This is a genomic window from Chryseobacterium gallinarum (genome assembly GCF_001021975.1).
Lineage (GTDB): Bacteria > Bacteroidota > Bacteroidia > Flavobacteriales > Weeksellaceae > Chryseobacterium > Chryseobacterium gallinarum.
Genome location: NZ_CP009928.1, coordinates 4,476,819 through 4,495,036, shown reverse-complemented (window position 1 = coordinate 4,495,036; position 18,218 = coordinate 4,476,819). Strand labels below are relative to the sequence as shown.

General features: G+C 38.1%; 18 protein-coding genes. 10 read left to right on the top strand and 8 right to left on the bottom strand.

Annotated elements, in window-relative coordinates; all coding sequences use genetic code 11:
• Positions 1-29: 29 nt before the first annotated feature.
• The 6 genes from OK18_RS20155 to OK18_RS20130 form a co-directional block, all read right to left on the bottom strand.
• Positions 30-269 (bottom strand): hypothetical protein, encoded by a 240-nt coding sequence (locus tag OK18_RS20155; protein ID WP_002977986.1) that lies wholly within the window; start codon positions 267-269, stop codon positions 30-32.
• 45 nt (positions 270-314) lie between these two features.
• Positions 315-1,211 (bottom strand): 3-hydroxybutyryl-CoA dehydrogenase, encoded by an 897-nt coding sequence (locus OK18_RS20150; RefSeq protein WP_174441973.1) that lies wholly within the window; start codon positions 1,209-1,211, stop codon positions 315-317.
• Positions 1,211-1,630 (bottom strand): hypothetical protein, encoded by a 420-nt coding sequence (locus OK18_RS20145; protein ID WP_053329175.1) that lies wholly within the window; start codon positions 1,628-1,630, stop codon positions 1,211-1,213. The genes OK18_RS20150 and OK18_RS20145 overlap by 1 nt, the downstream gene beginning before the upstream one ends.
• A gap of 58 nt (positions 1,631-1,688) precedes the next feature.
• Positions 1,689-2,567, bottom strand: a complete 879-nt coding sequence (gene bla-A, locus OK18_RS20140; RefSeq protein ID WP_053329174.1) for a CGA/CIA family class A beta-lactamase — start codon at positions 2,565-2,567, stop codon at positions 1,689-1,691.
• A 68-nt stretch (positions 2,568-2,635) separates the two neighbouring features.
• Entirely contained in the window at positions 2,636-4,366 is a 1,731-nt protein-coding gene (locus tag OK18_RS20135; RefSeq protein ID WP_053329173.1) for a cellulase family glycosylhydrolase, read from the bottom strand.
• Positions 4,367-4,721: 355 nt separating this feature from the next.
• The gene (locus OK18_RS20130) at positions 4,722-5,684 is read right to left on the bottom strand and encodes a Gfo/Idh/MocA family protein (RefSeq protein ID WP_053329172.1); all 963 of its coding nucleotides are present in this window, start codon (positions 5,682-5,684) and stop codon (positions 4,722-4,724) included.
• A 226-nt stretch (positions 5,685-5,910) separates the two neighbouring features.
• Between OK18_RS20130 and OK18_RS20125 the strand changes: the two genes are divergently transcribed.
• From OK18_RS20125 to OK18_RS20090, 8 genes are all read left to right on the top strand, one after another.
• Complete coding sequence (locus OK18_RS20125) at positions 5,911-6,561, top strand: protein-L-isoaspartate(D-aspartate) O-methyltransferase (protein ID WP_050020479.1); 651 nt, start codon at positions 5,911-5,913, stop codon at positions 6,559-6,561.
• A gap of 186 nt (positions 6,562-6,747) precedes the next feature.
• Complete coding sequence (locus tag OK18_RS20120) at positions 6,748-7,011, top strand: hypothetical protein (RefSeq protein ID WP_050020364.1); 264 nt, start codon at positions 6,748-6,750, stop codon at positions 7,009-7,011.
• Positions 7,012-7,081: 70 nt separating this feature from the next.
• Positions 7,082-8,065 (top strand): 2-hydroxyacid dehydrogenase, encoded by a 984-nt coding sequence (locus tag OK18_RS20115; protein WP_053329171.1) that lies wholly within the window; start codon positions 7,082-7,084, stop codon positions 8,063-8,065.
• 52 nt (positions 8,066-8,117) lie between these two features.
• Positions 8,118-8,411, top strand: coding sequence for a hypothetical protein (locus OK18_RS20110; RefSeq protein ID WP_050020365.1), 294 nt, complete (start codon positions 8,118-8,120; stop codon positions 8,409-8,411).
• Between the two features lie 281 nt (positions 8,412-8,692).
• On the top strand, positions 8,693-10,678 hold the full coding sequence (locus tag OK18_RS20105; protein ID WP_053329170.1) for a urocanate hydratase: 1,986 nt from the start codon (positions 8,693-8,695) through the stop codon (positions 10,676-10,678).
• Positions 10,679-10,689: 11 nt separating this feature from the next.
• Positions 10,690-11,238, top strand: a complete 549-nt coding sequence (locus tag OK18_RS20100; RefSeq protein ID WP_050020367.1) for a Crp/Fnr family transcriptional regulator — start codon at positions 10,690-10,692, stop codon at positions 11,236-11,238.
• A 240-nt stretch (positions 11,239-11,478) separates the two neighbouring features.
• Positions 11,479-12,240, top strand: coding sequence for an MBL fold metallo-hydrolase (locus OK18_RS20095; RefSeq protein ID WP_053329169.1), 762 nt, complete (start codon positions 11,479-11,481; stop codon positions 12,238-12,240).
• An 83-nt stretch (positions 12,241-12,323) separates the two neighbouring features.
• Positions 12,324-12,878: a hypothetical protein gene (locus OK18_RS20090; protein ID WP_156173342.1), complete on the top strand. Its 555-nt coding sequence runs from the start codon at positions 12,324-12,326 to the stop codon at positions 12,876-12,878.
• A 45-nt stretch (positions 12,879-12,923) separates the two neighbouring features.
• On the opposite strand, the gene tpx is transcribed toward OK18_RS20090, so the two are convergent.
• Positions 12,924-13,496, bottom strand: a complete 573-nt coding sequence (tpx, locus tag OK18_RS20085) for a thiol peroxidase (protein ID WP_082129239.1) — start codon at positions 13,494-13,496, stop codon at positions 12,924-12,926.
• Between the two features lie 169 nt (positions 13,497-13,665).
• On the opposite strand from tpx, the gene OK18_RS20080 reads away from it, so the two are divergent.
• Positions 13,666-15,294 (top strand): NADP-dependent glyceraldehyde-3-phosphate dehydrogenase, encoded by a 1,629-nt coding sequence (locus tag OK18_RS20080; RefSeq protein WP_053329167.1) that lies wholly within the window; start codon positions 13,666-13,668, stop codon positions 15,292-15,294.
• Positions 15,295-15,409: 115 nt separating this feature from the next.
• Here OK18_RS20080 and OK18_RS20075 read toward each other — a convergent pair whose 3' ends face one another.
• Entirely contained in the window at positions 15,410-16,945 is a 1,536-nt protein-coding gene (locus tag OK18_RS20075; protein WP_053329166.1) for a S41 family peptidase, read from the bottom strand.
• Positions 16,946-17,119: 174 nt separating this feature from the next.
• Between OK18_RS20075 and OK18_RS20070 the strand changes: the two genes are divergently transcribed.
• On the top strand, positions 17,120-18,217 hold the full coding sequence (locus tag OK18_RS20070; protein WP_053329165.1) for an MBL fold metallo-hydrolase: 1,098 nt from the start codon (positions 17,120-17,122) through the stop codon (positions 18,215-18,217).
• Position 18,218: the final 1 nt, after the last annotated feature.

The following is an 18,218-nucleotide window of genomic DNA, read 5'->3' as shown; positions in this document are numbered from 1 at the left end:
GGAGTTCCTTTTTTATGTTTGGATTGTTATTAATCTTCCTCTTCTTCGTCGTACTTAGCCAACTCTTCATCGCACCATTTAAATGCTGCTTCTACCACTTTCGTAGCTTCATCTGCCATCGTTTCTTCATCATCACCTTCAAGATCATCCAACCACTCAACTTCTTCTTCCTCAACGTTTAAGATAAATCTTGGATATTCTGTGTGGACTACGAATAAATCTTCTGGAAACTCCGAATTATCTGCTAATAAAAACTTTGGTAATTTCATTTTTTTAATGTTTTAACTTTCTCAAAGATAAATAAAATTATTGACTTAAAATGAGTTCAAAAACATTTTTGAAACTTTTTCAGCTTTTTTACTTTCAGAATAATCATAGAAGCCTTCCCCTGATTTTACACCCAGTTTTCCGGCTGTTACCATGTTTACCAGCAACGGATTCGGGGCGTATTTCGGATTTTTGAATCCGTCGTACATCACGTTCAGGATAGCAAGGCATACATCGAGACCAATAAAGTCTGCCAGTTGAAGCGGACCCATCGGATGAGCCATACCCAATTTCATTACTGTGTCTATTTCTTCAACTCCGGCAACACCGTTGTAAAGTGTTTCAATAGACTCATTGATCATTGGCATTAAGATTCTGTTGGCTACGAATCCTGGATAATCGTTAACTTCCACCGGAACTTTTCCTAATGTTTTACTCATTTCATAGATGGAATCAAACGTTTCTTTAGAAGTAGAATATCCTTTGATGATTTCAACAAGCTTCATAATCGGTACCGGATTCATAAAGTGCATTCCGATTACTTTATCAGCTCTTTTTGTAGCGGCAGCAATTTTAGTAATGGAAATTGATGATGTATTCGTCGCCAAAATGCAGTTTTCCGGTGCAAATTCATCCATCTGACCGAAGATTTTTAATTTTAAATCCTGGTTTTCAGTAGCTGCTTCTACGATAAGATCAGCACTTCCTACAGCTTCATTAAGGGCTGTAAAAGTAGTAATGTTTCCTAATGTTTCTGTTTTTTGTTCTTCCGTAAGGTTTCCCTTTGCAATTATTCTGTCAAGATTGGTGGTAATGGTCTTTATTCCTCTGTCCAAAGCTTCCTGGGATACATCTACCAGGTTTACTTTAAAACCGCTTTGTGCAAAAGTATGTGCAATACCATTCCCCATGGTTCCCGCTCCGATAACTACAATGTTTTTGATCATTTTTCTTTATTTTTATAGATAGTTAAATTTCTTGCATTCATAAGATCCGGCTGAGACACGGTGACTGTCGGATCAAAGTTGACAAATCCGCTGCTGTTTCCCTTTCTTTTTCCATTTTGAAGAGCAGTTACAGCACTAAGATTTTGGATCAGTTGTTTTTTTTGTTTAGCATTAAGTTTATCCGTTCCCACATACAGATTAAACTCACCTTCCCTTCCCAGGCCGCTCTGAATAAGAATTTCCATTCCTTTGATCTTATTCTTTTTTTCAAACTGTCTCAGGGAAGAAATTACTGGTTCTTCCGAAGGCGTCCCACAGCATACACTTGAATAGCTGATCTCTAGATAGTTTTGACCCTTTTGTGAAAAAAAGAATGCAAAACAGAATGTACAGATTGATAGTAATACCTTTTTCATATTAATACAAGAATTGAAAATATGTTCAATTCTCAGCTCTAAAATTAAGCTTAATATTTTACTTATTAAAATAATCCCATACAGCCTTGGAAATATCAGAGATAATTTTGCAATTTATGACATCTGATTCGTAGGAGTTGTTTACAAAAACGGCAATGGCATAGTGCTTTCCATCAGGTAGCGTTATAATTCCCATATCGTTTTCTGCCACCGTAAGATCATTGTCGTACTTCCCTGAAGCTCCTGTTTTGTGGGCAACCGGAGTTCCTTTTGGCAGTTGTTCTACAATTTTATTGGTTCCTGTTTTGGTTCCCAGCATGATCTGCATCAGATAATCCGTAGATGGTCTGGAAAGTATTTTACCGTCATAAAACTTTTTTAGCAGCTGCACAGCAGAATTGGTGGTGCTGTAGTTTCCGTATTGGTTTTTCCAGTTCTTATGCATATCATCCTCATTGTGCTTAATCCGGAATCCTTTCACTCCTTTGGAATCCATGAATTGCTGGACGGTTTGTGTACCTCCGATAAGTCTTAAAAGAAGATCGCAGCCGTTATTGTCACTCAAAGCGACTGTGTAATCAATCACTTCATTCAGACTTAGTTCAACGTTCCCATCAGGATATTTCTCCCGGATCGGAGACCAGGTATTTTCCGGTAAATCAGTTTTTTTGATAAATATTTTTTGATCCAGAGACAGTTTCCCCTGATCTACAAGATTCAGGACAGCACAGGCAATATGGAACTTAAAAACACTCAACGTGGGAAGCTTTGCCTCACCATTTTTGCTGTATTTGAAATGATTTTCAAAACCCAGAACGGAAATTCCGACAGTCGCTTTTTTATCTTTGGTAATGGCATTAATTTTTTGTTCCAATGTTGTTTGTTGAGCTGACATGAATACAGCAATAAAAAGAAAAAGAAAAGTGATTTTTTTCATGATAATAAGGTTAAAAAAAAACTCCCTTTTATAGACTAAAAGAGAGTGACAATTTAAGACAATTATCTTTATTTAACTTCAAAATAATTCAGATTGACTCCATCATTTTCAAAAATAATCCTGATCTTATTTTCTCCCTTTCTCAGGTGAATATTTTTAACCGAAACAGTGTTCCAATGTTCTTTCTTTCCTGTAGGACTTAAAGAAACAGTGGCTAAAGGCTTACCTGAGGCTGTTTCCAGCTTTATTTTAGAGGCTTTTCTCGAAGAGTACCTGATCTGAAAAAGATAGTTCTTGTCAGCTTTTGCCGTAATGGTATATTGAAGCCATTCCCCGGCTTCTGTTTTTCCTACATAATACCGGTTCGTTATCTTGTCATTACAAAGGTAAATATCAACTCCGTCATTTCTCATCTGCTGACCTGAATTCCATTCCGATCTTTTGTCCGGATCACTTACCCAAAGGTTGATAAAATCTTTATCCACATAGGCTGATCCCATTCTTCCTAAATCATATTCCGAAGCAAATACTCTTCCCGGAACGATATGTTCTTTAAAAGGCTTTGTGCTAGCATCAGTTACCTGCCTGAACATTGCATCGATAACATCCTTTTTAATTTCAACATTATCGAACCTATAATGATCTGCAATCTGCATCAGGGCTTTTTGTGCATATTCCTTTGAGGGCCTTTCACCTCCGTTTTTCCAGTATTGTAAAAGCTTTTCATACTCCGGAGTGGTTTTTACATTGGCGATGCCTGCTATATTATCAATTTTTTTCATGGGCCAGAAGGCATAACCAATAGTATGCTTATCCAGCAGCTGTATTAATTCCGTAAACCAGACATTGGAATTTTCACCGGTTTCTCCAAGCCAGATCGGCATATTATGCTTTTTCCTCAGATCTAAGGCAAACTGTATGGTTTTATCATCATTGTAATTCCAGTATTTATGAAAGCTGAAAGCCATATTGTCATCCCAGATGGAGGGTAATCCATTATAATTGTTACCCCAGCCATTTCCTTCTATGAAGATGATGTGGTTTTTATCAACCTCACGAATAGCAGTAGTGATTTCTTTTTGCAGTTTCCAAAGAGGAGCATTTGACATTTCGTCGGTTCCATTAGGGTTTTTCCCTGTGAAATTGATATTGGGCTCATTGATGATATCATAGCCGCCAATCCATGCTTCATCTTTATACCTTTCAGCCAGTTTCCTCCAGAGAGCAATGGTTTTCCTTTGATTTTCCTCACTTTCCCAGAGAGAGGGCTTCGAAGTATCGTTATCTGAAATATTGGCATCATTTCCTTGTCCTCCCGGGGCAGCATGAAGATCAAGAATCAGATATATTTTATTCTCTCTGCACCATTGCAGCAGGTTGTCGGTCATTGTAAAGCCCTCTTCCAACCAGGTATCTTTACCTTTTACCGGTTCCTTTTCTATAGGTAATGTATATAAATTATAGTGCATGGGAAGCCTTATGGAATTAAAGCCTGCTTTAGCCAGAAAATCAATATCCTGTTTTGTAATTCCGTTTTTCAGGTAAGCCTTATAAAACTCTTTCATCCCGTCTTCCCCAATAAGGCCTGCTATTTTTTCTTTGATTTTATATTGAGGGCCTGCAAAATCTGCTGTCTTTAGCATATATCCTTCCTGAAGCATCCATCCTCCTAATCCAAGACCTCTCAACTGGATGTTTTCGCCTTTGTCATTAACAATTTTTGATCCGGATGTTTTTAATAATTGTGATGTCCCAAATTGAGACAATAGTAAAGCGGATATTAAGAGAGTCCTTTTCATAGTTGTTTTTTGAATATTAAATAAAATAAGAGGAATATTTAGAATTTATTGGTAATGGATAATCCAACCATAAGAATCCTGCCTTATGATGGCTTATTTTGCCGGAAGTCCACGGGATATATAAAATAAAATCTTTCAATTGTTTATTGAATTATTTTCAAATATATCGCTTTTTTTGTTGTAAAAAATGAGTTTGCAAGAATAAATCTTTATTTATTCAATTTTCGTAAATATTGAATTGACGAAATTATAAGAGTTTTCTTTGCTGAATAATCAGAATCCTATCTTGTAGCTTTAAAAGGTACGAGATAGGATTCTGATTTTGCCATAGATGATACAGCAGATTATTTTGTTATCAGCTGATCAGCTTCATAATTTCCAATGCTACTTTCAGCGCTTCAGTTCCGTCCTCTAAGGAGACTTCCACATTTTTACCATCGGTAATGGCATCAGCAAAAGAATTTAATTCATCCAGAATAGCATTATTGGGTTCAATGTTCGGATATTCAAACAGGATCTGATTTTTCTCTCCATCTGCATTTTCAATGATCATATCAAATGGAGTAGGGTTTTCCGGAGCATCTTTCATTCTGATTACTTCTGCCTTTTTCTCCAGAAAGTCAACGGAGATATAAGCGTCTTTCTGGAAAAACCTGCTTTTCCTCATGGCTTTCATAGAGATCCTGGATGTAGTAAGATTGGCAACACAGCCATTTTCAAACTCTATTCTGGCGTTAGCGATATCCGGTGTTTTGCTGACCACGCAAACGCCGCTGGCATGGATATTTTTCACTTTGGATTTTACCATGCTCAACAGAATATCCAGGTCATGGATCATCAGATCCAGGACTACAGAAACATCAGTTCCGCGTGGATTGAACTCAGCGAGTCTGTGGATCTCAATAAACATTGGATTTTTGATATATTCTTTGGTGGCAATAAAAGCCGGATTATATCTCTCAACGTGACCTACCTGAGCTTTAATCCCGTTTTCCTGACATAATTTCAGGATTTCTTCAGCCTGTTCAAGCGTTTGGGTAACCGGTTTCTCAATGAAAAAATGAAGTCCTTTTTCGATGCCTTTTAAAGCATAATCATAATGATAAACTGTTGGCGTTACAATATCCAGCATATCAATCTGGCTCAGCAATTCATCAAAATTTTCAAAATATTTGTATCCGAATTCTGCTTCCAGTTTCTTTCCATTTTCAACATCTTTATCATGGAATCCTATCAATTCATATCTATCTGATTGATTAAGAAGCTTTAAATGTATTTTTCCCAAGTGTCCGGCACCTACCAAACCTGCTTTTAACATACCTGTATTAAATTTTTGTAAATATAGTGAATGTCCTTATATAATGATACATGACTTTTCCCGTGGAAACATTTCAGATGATCAGTACAGATAAGAGAAAAGATCCGCCAGCAATTTTATTGAAGGAATACAGAACGGGAAAGGCTTTTGAGTTGATCAGTATAGATTGTTTTGTTACTTTTGTAAAAACTAATACAGGTACCTAATAACTATTATTTAAATAATGATGCGTGATTCGTTTGTACATAAAGGAAAAAGAAAAATTTTAGTCGATTATCTCCGGCAGAGAATTGGGATCTCAGATGAAAATGTACTTTCGGCAATGAATGAAGTTCCGAGACACCTTTTTATTGAAAGTATTTTTGAAGATTTTGCCTATGAAGACCGGGCTTTCCCTATTCTGGCTCATCAGACTATTTCCCATCCGTCAACGGTGGCTGAACAGTCGGAGTTATTGCAGGTAAAACCTGGAGAGAAGGTATTGGAAATCGGGACAGGTTGCGGGTATCAGACTGCTGTGTTATTGGCAATGAGAGCACACGTATATACTGTGGAAAGACAAAAGGATTTGTTTGATTTCTCAAAGAAAAAATTAAGAGAACTCCATCTTTATCCAAAATTTCAGAGTTTCGGAGACGGTTTTGCCGGGTTGCCGACTTTTGCTCCTTTCGATAAAATTATCGTGACGTGTGGTGCTTCCACCTTACCTGCTGAACTGCTGAAACAACTTAATATAGGAGGAAAAATGGTAATTCCATTGGGACCGACGGATGAACAGGTATTGTACAGATTTACCAAAGTAGGACCTACAGAATTTGAAAAGGAAGAATTCGGAGCCTATAAATTCGTCCCTATGCTGGGAAGTACCAATCAGTAATTTAATCAAACTCATATTGCCTGGCGGCTCAAAGCCCGCTCCTCATACTTGTTTCAAAAACAAAATCTTATTGCCTTTTAAAGTTAAATAAATTAATAGGATTTAATCTTTTTTAATAAATTTTAAATCTGTTTCGGAATGAAAATTGGACTCATATAAGAACCCAATCACTAAAATCTTATTATTATGGATACGAACAGATTTAAGGCGTCGCATGATTTTAGTAATCTTCAGAAAAATCTGCATAACAATCCCGGATATAGTGTAGAAAGCTATTCCCAGCAGGTGAAAGATTATATCAATGACATGAAAAGCAAGAATCAGGAAGCCACCAAGCAGGGTTTTATGGCTCAGGCTCAGAAGTCAGCAAAAGAAGTTTGGACGGAAATTCAGGAAATTGCTTCAGAAGCCTGGGAGAAAAACAAAAACCATTCAGATGAAAAGAAATAATTTTTAATATTAAAGTTCAGGAACCTTACTTTTGCGAGTGAGGTTTTTTGTTTAAAAAATCATCCAGACAATGAAAGTTTTTATTAATAAGAATATTCCTGAAACAGGAATTACAATGCTGAACGAAGCAGGCCTTGAAATTATTTTGCCGGAAGAAGAAAGTCTTTCCTATGAAGAATGGCTGAATTACTGTAAGAATACCGACACAATTTTAAGTATTGGTGCAGAATTTAAATATGATAAAAACTTCTTTGAAGCCTGCCCGGACGTCAGGGCAATTGCTTTGTATTCTGTAGGATTTGATCATGTAGACATTAAAGAAGCTAACAGCAGGAATATTCCGGTCGGCAATACTCCCGATGTTTTAAGCAAGGCAACTTCAGATGTTGCGTTTTTACTGATGCAGTCGGTGGCAAGAAGGGCAAGCTATAATTTTCAGAAAGTAAAAGATGGCAATTGGGGAGCATTCGATCCTTTACATGCTTTGGGACAGGAGCTTTATGGAAAAACACTAGGCATTTATGGGCTGGGTAGAATTGGTTTTGAAATGGCTAAAAAATCCCGGAAAGCTTTTGATATGAATATCCTTTATCATAACCGGCATCGGAATGATGAAGCAGAAAGGGAATTGGGCGCAACCTATGTTTCGTTTGAAGAACTGGTTGCAAATTCAGATGTATTGAGTATTCATGCCAATTATACTCCCGGACAGAAAGAACTTTTCGATCGTTTCGTGTTTGAAAAAATGAAGTCCGGTGCTATTTTTATCAACACGGCAAGGGGCGGTTTCCAGAATGAGAAGGATTTGTATGATGCACTGGTTTCAAAACAGATCTGGGGCGCCGGTCTTGATGTTACCAATCCGGAACCTATGTTGCAGGACAATCCGCTTTTAGAGCTTTCAAATGTTTGTGTACTGCCTCATATCGGGTCTGCAACCATGGAAGCCAGAAACGGTATGGCAAGACGGGCGGCAGAAAATATTATTGCCTTTTCAAAAGATGAAAAAATGCCATATTGCGTCAATCCTGAAGTCTATGATCAGCATTCATGAAAACTTGGAATTATTTTTGTTCTAAACCAGTAAACCTTAAACACCAAATGTTATGATACCAGAAGACAATATTAATCAGCAAAACAGAAGGTTGGAAGAAATGGATTATAATCCCAACGAAGATATATTTAAAAAAGAGAAGCATATTCCCCTTGACGGAGACGGCAATCCTATCTGGAATGAAAATGAAGATGAAGATAAAATAGACGGAGGTCTGGATATTCCCGGAGGAGAAGAAGATGATGATATGGAGGAAATAGGTGCAGAAGATGAAGAAAATAATTACTGGAGCCTGAGTGATAATAACGACGATCATGAAGAGGAAAACGATGATGTTTTAACTTAAACTTTTACAAACAAAACCGACCTCGCTGAATTCAGTAAGGTTTATTTTTGAAAGGTAATCTTATCCGGCAAGAAGAAAATTCCCGTTCCCCGGAAGGAGAGGAATTAAGGTGCTTTTCAAACATAGTATTCAAAACAGGATTCTGGTTTGTAAAAATGCGGAATAATGAACTGTAAATAAGCAATTGCCTTTTTCGTTTTTCTCCCCTTGTCTATATTTTCTAATTTGAATATCTTTAAAACTTCAAACATTGTTTAAAACATAGACCGTTAAATAGCAATATGACATTTCAAGAACAGATACAGCAGGGGATTCCTGATCAGCTGCCACAACCAAAACCATACGAAGCGAATATCAACCATGCGCCGAAGCGTAAAGAAATTTTAGGAGAAGAAGAAAAAAAGCTGGCATTAAAGAATGCCTTACGTTATTTTGATCCTCAGTTTCATGCCGCCTTGATTCCTGAATTCAAGCAGGAACTGGAAGATTATGGAAGAATTTATATGTACCGCTTCCGTCCGGATTATGAAATGAAGGCAAGGCCTATCACAGATTATCCGGGAAAATCCGAACAGGCAAAAGCGATTATGCTGATGATTCAGAATAACCTGGATTATGCAGTAGCTCAGCATCCACATGAGCTGATCACTTATGGTGGAAACGGTGCCGTATTTTCCAACTGGGCACAGTACCTTTTGACCATGAAATATCTGTCTGAAATGACGGACGAGCAGACATTAGTGATGTATTCAGGACACCCGATGGGATTGTTCCCTTCTCATAAGGATGCACCAAGAGTGGTGGTAACCAACGGAATGATGATTCCCAATTATTCAAAACCGGATGACTGGGAAAAATTCAATGCTCTGGGAGTGACGCAGTATGGGCAAATGACTGCGGGAAGTTATATGTATATCGGGCCCCAGGGTATCGTTCACGGAACAACCATTACCGTATTGAATGCTTTCAGAAAGATCAATAAAGAACCCAAAGGAGGCCTTTTTGTAACTTCCGGATTAGGGGGAATGAGTGGAGCTCAGCCAAAAGCCGGAAATATTGCCGGTTGTGTTACCGTGTGTGCAGAAGTAAATCCAAAAATCACAAAAATTCGCCATGATCAGAAGTGGGTCAATGAAATTCATGAAAACCTGGATGAATTGGTAAAGAGAGTGAGAGAAGCACAGGAAAATAAAGAAACTGTTTCTTTGGCTTACCTTGGGAATATTGTAGAAGTTTGGGAAAAATTTGATCAGGAAGATTTAAGAATTGATATCGGATCAGATCAGACGTCTCTTCATAATCCATGGGCAGGTGGATATTATCCTGTAGGACAGAGTTTTGAAGAATCCAATAAGATGATGGCTGAAGACCCTGAATTATTCAAAGAAAAGGTTCAGGAAACTTTAAGGAGACATGCGGCAGCCATTAATAAACATACACAGAAAGGAACTTACTTCTTCGACTACGGAAATGCCTTTCTATTGGAAGCATCCAGGGCCGGGGCAGATGTGATGGCAGAAAACCCGGCACTGGGCAGGGAATTCAGATATCCAAGCTATGTACAGGATATTATGGGGCCAATGTGTTTTGATTATGGTTTCGGGCCGTTCCGTTGGGTATGTACAAGCGGAAAACCTGAAGACTTACAAAAGACCGATGATATTGCGTGTGCTGTTTTGGAGGAAATGATTAAAAATTCCCCTGAAGAAATTCAACAGCAGATGAAAGACAATATCCAGTGGATTAAAGGAGCACAGGAAAATAAACTGGTAGTAGGCTCACAGGCTAGAATCCTGTATGCAGATGCTGAGGGAAGAATGAAAATTGCAGAAGCTTTCAATAAAGCTATTAGAAACGGGGAGATCGGACCTGTTGTATTGGGAAGAGATCATCATGACGTTTCGGGAACGGATTCTCCTTACAGAGAAACTTCCAATATCTATGACGGCTCAAGGTTTACAGCAGATATGGCTATTCATAACGTGATTGGCGACAGTTTCCGTGGAGCCACCTGGGTTTCTATCCACAATGGAGGTGGCGTAGGCTGGGGAGAAGTAATCAACGGAGGTTTCGGAATGCTGCTGGATGGAAGTGATGACGCAGACAGAAGATTAAAGTCTATGCTGTTCTGGGATGTAAATAATGGAATTTCAAGAAGAAGCTGGGCAAGAAACGAAGGCGCTATCTTTGCTATTAAAAGAGCAATGGAGGCTGAACCTAATTTAAAGGTGACCCTGCCTAACCTTGTAGATGAAAATTTATTGTAAATAATAAGATTTTGGCTTCAGTAACCATTAATAAAAAGCTATTTTCCCACCTCAATGTTGAGGAGACTGACCCTGTCTGGGAAAAATTTACTGAAGTATCATTTTCAAAGAAAAATATATTTCCGGACAATAAGGCTTATCTTGTTGAAGATGGGGTTGTCCGGAAATATTATATCAATACGGTATCGGATATTGAGGTAGAAATATCAGCAGATTTTTATTTTCCCGGAGATATCTTTAGTGTCGGGAGAGAAGAGCCCGATGCAATCTATGAATCCCTGGAGAATGGGCTGGCATGGGAAATAACTTTGGATGAGGTAAAAAAAATGTTTGCTGACAATCCCCACTGCCGGTTTGTACAAAACTATTATCTGAGCCGGAAATTGAACGCCGCCATGAAACGCGAAATGCTTCTGCTTAAAAATACGCCTCAGGACCTCTATGAATACTTACTCAAAAACAAACCTCATTATATTCAGAATATTCCTTTAAAATATCTGGCTTCCTATATTGGCATCACTCCTATTTCTTTAAGCAGGATCAGAAAGAGGATTACTTAAAGGCAAGAGTTATCCATAAACCGACGGTTTTTTCGCCATCTTCTTCCTTATAAGCTGCGGTTAATAAATAAAAACTTGGCGCTTACAATGATCTGCATTACTCATCAATTCAAAAAAGCAATCACAAATTAGAACAACCGTTATTTCCATCTTCGTGCTTCCATCTTTCAACCTTAATTAATTATCTTTTGTTTATTGTCTCGCCTTCCGTAACTCTTTTTCTTTGTAAAAAAAGAAATTATGGAAATACAAAAATTAAACTGGGCAGGAGTAAAGCTGATCTCCAATGGCAAAACCATCTTAATAGACGCAGCAGAGGATTTTTCCTATTACAAACCCGTTCTGGGAGATGCTGTAGAGCAGGTGATGCAGTTCTCAGATCATGTACAGGCAGATTACATTCTGTTTACACATATGCATCTCGATCATTTTGATAAAGGAGTCATCAGGAAATGTTTAAAAAAAGACGGAAAGCTGATCGTATACAAAGGGCTTGAAGCTGTGGTAAGAAAAATTTTGGATGAGGTGGAGATCATTGTTCTTGATCTTAATGAAACCTTTACAGAAAACAATATGACCTTCAAACCTGTATTTGCCATGGATGGAGTAGGAGAAATACAGTCTTCCTGGATTGTAGATGACGGAGAAACAAAGATCTTCCATGGCGGAGATACCATCTGGCACAATCAGTTCTGGAAACTTGGAAAAGAAAACAAGGATATCGATTATGCCTTTTTACCTGTGAATGGAGTGGTTGTCAATTTTGAAATCATTGGACTGGAATACAGCCCGGTTCCGGCTTCTCTTAATTTGAAAGAAGCTTTTGCCGCAGCTCATCTTTTACATGCTGAAAAGCTGGTTCCTATACATTATGGGTTGTTTGCACATGAGAAATGCTATATCCCGCAATTGTTTGATGAGAATGATCTGAAAAAAGTTTCTGAGGAAATAGGGCAGGAATATATGGTTTTGAAGGATGGGGAAGTGTTGACAGAGGCTTAACTTTTGTTTGAAGTTCTCGCGAGAAGAATATTGTTTCCAACCTTTTTCACCAATAAAGCATCTTTATAGATAAAATGCCCGCTATGAAAATTACCATCCTCAAATCCTGTCATAAAACCTGGGATAACATAACTGCCGGTGAAAAAGGAAAATTCGGCTCCGTTTGTTCCAAAGCCGTTCATGATTTCACATCTTTTTCAGATGAAGAACCCATCAACATTTTTGATCCTGATAAAGATATTGGCGGAAGGTTTCGGAAAAATAAGCTTGGGGGAAGCCTTACTTTTTCATTAACGAGTAAACTGGTTTTCGGGATATTGCTTTTCATTGGTTTTACAGCTTTGCATTCACAGGAAACAAAACCGGAGATCGAAAAAGTACAGAATGTAATATCCACTGATCCTTTCAATAGGAATCCGTCTTTAAAAATCGGCACTCCCGTTTTAACACCGGAAAAAAGGCCATTGGTATTATTAAATGATAAAAAGATTTCTATAGAAGAATTACGTGCGATAAAACCGGAGAGTATTGAAACTGTTAATACTTTTATTGCTAAGGAAGCCATAGAAAAGTATGGCGAAGATGCTAAAAACGGTGCAATTGTGTTTACCACCAAGAAGAAAGGAAAAAGAAGATAAGAATAATAAAACCTCCGGAACGCAAGATGACCGGAGGTTTTTTATTTATTGTTTCACAGCCCGGATCGCTGCTTCATAGTTAGGTTCCTGGGAAATGTCGGGAACCTGTTCTTCATAAATAATTTTCCCCGAAGGATCAATTACTACAACAGCTCTGCTGAGAAGTCCTTTCATGGATGAATCAATCATTTCCACCCCGTAGTTCCATCCGAAATCGGAACGGAAATCCGATAGCATGACCACTCTGTCTATCCCCTCGGCCCCACAGAATCTTTTCTGAGCAAAAGGCAGATCTTTAGAAATGCAGAGAACTACCGTGTTAGGAAGATTGGCTGCTTCTTCATTGAAATGGTGAACTGAAGCGGAGCAAACTCCTGTGTCTACACTCGGAAAGATATTAAGGATGATATACCTTCCTTTGTAAGCGTCCAGGCTCTGATCGTTCATATTTACATCCGTAAGAATAAACCTGGGAGCGGGTTTATTTACTTCGGGTAATCTGGAGTAGGTGTGTACAGATTGTCCTTTCATCAAAACAGTATTGGCAGTTTGGGTATTTTGAGCAAAACCATATGCCGAGAAAAAAAATAATGTACTGAAAACTATTTTTGAAAACATTGAAAATTTATTTTTACAAAATTATCCTTTTTTTCAGTTGGCTGGGCTAATTTTCGTTCAAATAGCTTTTAAATAGAGCGAATCTATTGAATCATTATTCTGAAAATGAATTTTTACCTCTACCTTTATTCTTCAAAAGTTCAGATTCAAATTATTAAATATTAAAAATATGAGTTCAGCAAACAATGCATCATTTCAAGATATTTTTAAAAGCGAAGGCAAAATCCCGGAAGAATATAAAGTACCCGAAATTCATCAGAAAGTCTATCTCCTGAATGGTGAGCTGGTAGAATGGAAAGGAGCAACACAGAATATCTATTCCCCGGTTTGTATCCCTACTGAAAACGGACTGGAAAGAAAACTCTTGGGCAGTATCCCGGATATCGGCCCCGAAGAAGCCATGGAGGTTCTTGAAGCCTGTGTAAAAGCTTATGACAATGGTCTTGGTGAATGGCCCACCATGTCGGTAGAAGGTAGAATCAAATGCATGCAGAAATTTGTATACCTGATGATTCAGCAGCGGGATCTGATTATCAGATTGCTGATGTGGGAAATAGGAAAAACACTGGCAGATTCCACCAAGGAATTTGACCGTACCGTAGATTATATCAATCAGACTATTGATGCACTTAAAGATTTAGACAGGGAATCTTCCCGTTTCCAGCAGGCGGAAGAAACGATAGCGCAGATCCGAAGGGCTCCGTTGGGGGTTGTGTTGAGTATGGGACCATTCAATTACCCGTTGAATGAAATCTTTACCACTTTGATTCCTGCATTGATTATGGGAAATACCATTTTATTTAAATTACCTAAGCACGGGGTATTGGCACATTATCCTTTATTAGATGCATTCAGGGAGGCTTTTCCTAAGGGAACCGTAAATACCCTGTATGGGAAAGGTTCGGAAATTATTACTCCTATTATGGAAAGTGGAAAAGTCAATGTGCTGGCTTTTATCGGATCCAGTAAAGTAGCCAATGGCCTGAAAAAGCTGCATCCGAAAGTGAACCGTTTAAGAGCCATCCTGAGTCTGGACGCTAAAAATGCCGCGATTGTAACCAGACATGCCAATCTTGATGTGGCTGTAAGTGAGTGTATCCTTGGTGCCCTTTCTTTTAATGGGCAGCGTTGCACAGCATTAAAATTAATTTTTGTTCAAAAAGAAATTGCAGCAGAATTTACAACCAGATTGAGTGAAGCGGTTTCTGCACTGAAGCCGGGATTACCATGGGAAAAAGATGTGAAAATAACTCCTCTTCCTGAAGTGAACAAACCTCCTTATTTAAAAGAATGTATTGACGATGCATTGGCTAAAGGAGCTGCCGTTTTAAATAAAGAAGGAGGATATACGGAAGAATCTTTTGTGTTCCCTGCGGTGGTTTATCCCGTTAACAGTGATATGAAACTATATCATGAAGAGCAGTTTGGCCCGGTCATTCCGGTGGTCCCGTTTGAGAATATTGAGGAACCTATCGATTATCAGGTGAATGCTTCACATGGGATGCAGGTAAGTATTTTCAGTGAAGATCCGCAGGAAGTAGCAAAACTGATTGATCCTTTCGTAAATCTTGTAAGCCGTGTGAATATCAATTGTCAGGCACAAAGAGGCCCGGATGTATTTCCTTTTACCGGCAGAAAAGACAGTGCCGAAGGTACCCTTTCTGTTTTTGATGCCCTCCGTTCCTTTTCAATCAGGTCCTTAGTGGCTGCAAAATTGACGGAATCCAATAAAGAACTACTGAATACCATTGTTAGGGATCATGATTCCAACTTTTTAAGTACCGATTATATTTTCTAATCTCCATAGCAGAAGGACTGGCTTTGAAAATGCTGGAATGTATAGAAGAAAGAGGTTCTTAAACAGATAATAGAGCATAAAAGGTATCGGCGGGCTGAAAGCCCGCCGATACCTTTTACTTTTGTTTTTGCTTCTCTTTATCGATTTCGGCTTTTATCCAATCCAATTGCGGATCTTTTTGATCAATAATATCCTGCATACTTTCCTTAATGGAAATATCAGGAGAAACTCCTTTTTTGGTATCTGAAAAATTGATATTAGGCTGTACAAGAAGCAGCCCGATAGGAAATTTGATCTGGCTGTTGGGCAGCTGCTGATAAGAATAAAACCCTGCAACTGTTCCATCATTAGCCCCTCCGGTTTCTTCTCCCACAAGGGTAGCTCTTTTATTATCTTTAAGCTTTGCCGTTATAATGGAAGAAGCCGAAAAACTTCCACCATTGATCAGAACATAAACTTTTCCGTGGAAAGCATTTTTATTAGGCTTCGTAGGCTTATCTACTTTCATTTTATAGAAAACCTTACCGTCTTTTTTATAGGTGCTGAATGCCTGGGCAAAAAAATAGCTTGGATAGGCAATACTTTTAAATGCATATTCCAGAGGGCTACTTTTTCTAAAGTAATTTGTACGCAGCGGAATATCCCTGGAGGTTACCTGGGAAGGCTTGATCAACGTAAAAGGTTTATCTGCCAGGTAGGAATACAAATTATTAATCTCGTGTAGTGAGCCTCCGTAATTGTTGCGGACATCAATGATAAGATAAGAAGACCCGGCCTCCTTAATTTTAGAAAATGTCTCTTTATAAAACTGATCAGAATATTCCCTGGAGAAGCTTTTTACTTTTATATAGGCAATAGTGCTGTCCTTATCCAGAAATTTAAAACTCCGGTTGTAGGAATTGCTGGAAGCAACATAATCATTGACTTTCTTTTCAAGTGTCCGTTTTTTCATTTCCTTATCTTTTTCAAGATCAGTTTCCGATTTGTGCTCCCTGCTTAATTTATAGGTTCGTTTTTCACCATGATAAAGGGTCTCTATCATTGCAGTATTGGAAAGACCATTTTCTGCGGTATAAAAATTAAAAAACAGATCCTTCAGAAAATAAGGCTGAAAAGTATCATTATATCCGTCACTACTGATCAGTTTTCTGTATTTTATAATATAATCTGCTACAGGAACATTATTGATGCTTATCAGTTCGGTTCCGGGTTTTATATTTTCAATGGAATCCGGGTTCTGAATAATATACATCCGGTTGCCGGATATATAATATTCAAAGCGGCTGAATAAACCTTTTGTATGTTCCAGTTTTTTGATTTCTTTTTTGCTGAATTTTCTTCTCGGAATCCTTAAAGAAAGATGCCCTTCACGAACGCCGGCAATAATGGGCTGAAGTTTAAAATAAAACTGAAGAGGAGTAAGGGGCTCTGTAATCGTTTGCTTAAGACTGTCAAATTTGTGATCCAATTCGGGTTTGGAAATGTACCAGTAAAGCTGCGGATGCATTTGTTGAAGCTTTGAATAAGCATAGTCTACATCCTCTTTGAGCAGCTCAGGGGGAATACATGAATCTCGCTGGGCATTATGCTTTTTAACAGAAGCACATGATGAAAGCAAGGCGAGAATAAATATTACCGAATAATTTTTCAATGTCTTTTTGAGTTTTTTTAAGCTGCTAAATTAAAGAGTTTTAAATAAATGATCACTCAAATGAATAATAATTTTTTTTAAAGCATGATAAATTTAGTTAAAAAGGCATTGCAGAGGGCTCAGATTTTCATGTAAAGATAAAAGTCAATACATTTGATATCCATTTTTTTGCAAATGATATATTGGATCATTACGATTATAACCCTATTAATTGTTGTTTATTTTATAGTAATTAACAGAAAAGCTTTCGGTGCTGTTCCGAAAGGAAAGCGGCTGGAACGTATTAAACGCTCAGAGCTTTATTACAAAAAGCAGTTTCAGAATCTCAGCCATACCCCATCTATTGCTGAAGGTTATAAAATGTCAAAAGTGACTTATGATTTCTTTTTTGGCAAAAAAGATCCGTTGCTGAAACCGATGCATCCCATTCCTTCTGTCCACACGGATTTGAAAAGACTGGATAAAACTGCAGATGTATTCATCTGGCTGGGGCATTCCTCTTATTATTTGCAGACGGACGGAATTTCATTTCTGATAGACCCGGTGCTGAGTAGGTACGGCTCACCTTTTAAATATTTCAATAAGGCGTTCAAAGGATCGGATATTTTTAAGCCTGAAGATATGCCGGATATTGATTACCTGGTGATTACCCATGATCATTTCGATCATTTGGATTATCCCACTGTAAAGGCAATAGAAAAACGGACCGGGATGGCTATTGTGCCATTAGGTGTGGGAGCACATTTAGAAAGATGGGGATATGCTGAACGTAAACTGATTGAAGAAGAATGGGGCACAGAAATTTTACTAAAAAATAATATAAAAATCATTTTTACACCGGCAAGGCACTTTTCGGGAAGAAGAATAAGACAAAATGATACCCTTTGGACTTCATATGTGCTGGAAACCCCAACGAAGAAAATATTCCTGGGTGGTGACAGCGGCTATGATTCTCATTTTAAAAATATCGGAGAACAATATGGACCGTTTGATTATGCCATTCTTGAAAACGGACAATATGGTGAGGCCTGGAGATACATTCATACCTTACCTGAAGATGTCATCCAGGCAGCTGTTGATCTTAAAGCAAAATATATTTTGCCTGTGCATTCTTCAAAATTTGCGCTGGCACTTCACCCCTGGAATGAACCCTTGCAGAAGATTACAAGTCTGGGAAAAGATAAAGGATTACATATCCTTACTCCCATGATAGGAGAGGTTGTACAGCTGAATCTTTCAAATCAGGAATTTAAAGTCTGGTGGGAAAACTGAT

Coding starts and splice junctions, on each gene's coding strand:
- OK18_RS20105 (WP_053329170.1), top strand. CDS start 8,693: ATGACATTTCAAGAACAGATACAGCAGGGGATTCCTGATCAGCTGCCA.
- tpx (WP_082129239.1), bottom strand. CDS start 13,496: ATGTTTTCAAAAATAGTTTTCAGTACATTATTTTTTTTCTCGGCATAT.
- OK18_RS20135 (WP_053329173.1), bottom strand. CDS start 4,366: ATGAAAAGGACTCTCTTAATATCCGCTTTACTATTGTCTCAATTTGGG.
- OK18_RS20080 (WP_053329167.1), top strand. CDS start 13,666: ATGAGTTCAGCAAACAATGCATCATTTCAAGATATTTTTAAAAGCGAA.
- OK18_RS20120 (WP_050020364.1), top strand. CDS start 6,748: ATGGATACGAACAGATTTAAGGCGTCGCATGATTTTAGTAATCTTCAG.
- OK18_RS20130 (WP_053329172.1), bottom strand. CDS start 5,684: ATGTTAAAAGCAGGTTTGGTAGGTGCCGGACACTTGGGAAAAATACAT.
- OK18_RS20145 (WP_053329175.1), bottom strand. CDS start 1,630: ATGAAAAAGGTATTACTATCAATCTGTACATTCTGTTTTGCATTCTTT.
- OK18_RS20115 (WP_053329171.1), top strand. CDS start 7,082: ATGAAAGTTTTTATTAATAAGAATATTCCTGAAACAGGAATTACAATG.
- bla-A (WP_053329174.1), bottom strand. CDS start 2,567: ATGAAAAAAATCACTTTTCTTTTTCTTTTTATTGCTGTATTCATGTCA.
- OK18_RS20125 (WP_050020479.1), top strand. CDS start 5,911: ATGCGTGATTCGTTTGTACATAAAGGAAAAAGAAAAATTTTAGTCGAT.
- OK18_RS20095 (WP_053329169.1), top strand. CDS start 11,479: ATGGAAATACAAAAATTAAACTGGGCAGGAGTAAAGCTGATCTCCAAT.
- OK18_RS20070 (WP_053329165.1), top strand. CDS start 17,120: ATGATATATTGGATCATTACGATTATAACCCTATTAATTGTTGTTTAT.
- OK18_RS20090 (WP_156173342.1), top strand. CDS start 12,324: ATGAAAATTACCATCCTCAAATCCTGTCATAAAACCTGGGATAACATA.
- OK18_RS20155 (WP_002977986.1), bottom strand. CDS start 269: ATGAAATTACCAAAGTTTTTATTAGCAGATAATTCGGAGTTTCCAGAA.
- OK18_RS20110 (WP_050020365.1), top strand. CDS start 8,118: ATGATACCAGAAGACAATATTAATCAGCAAAACAGAAGGTTGGAAGAA.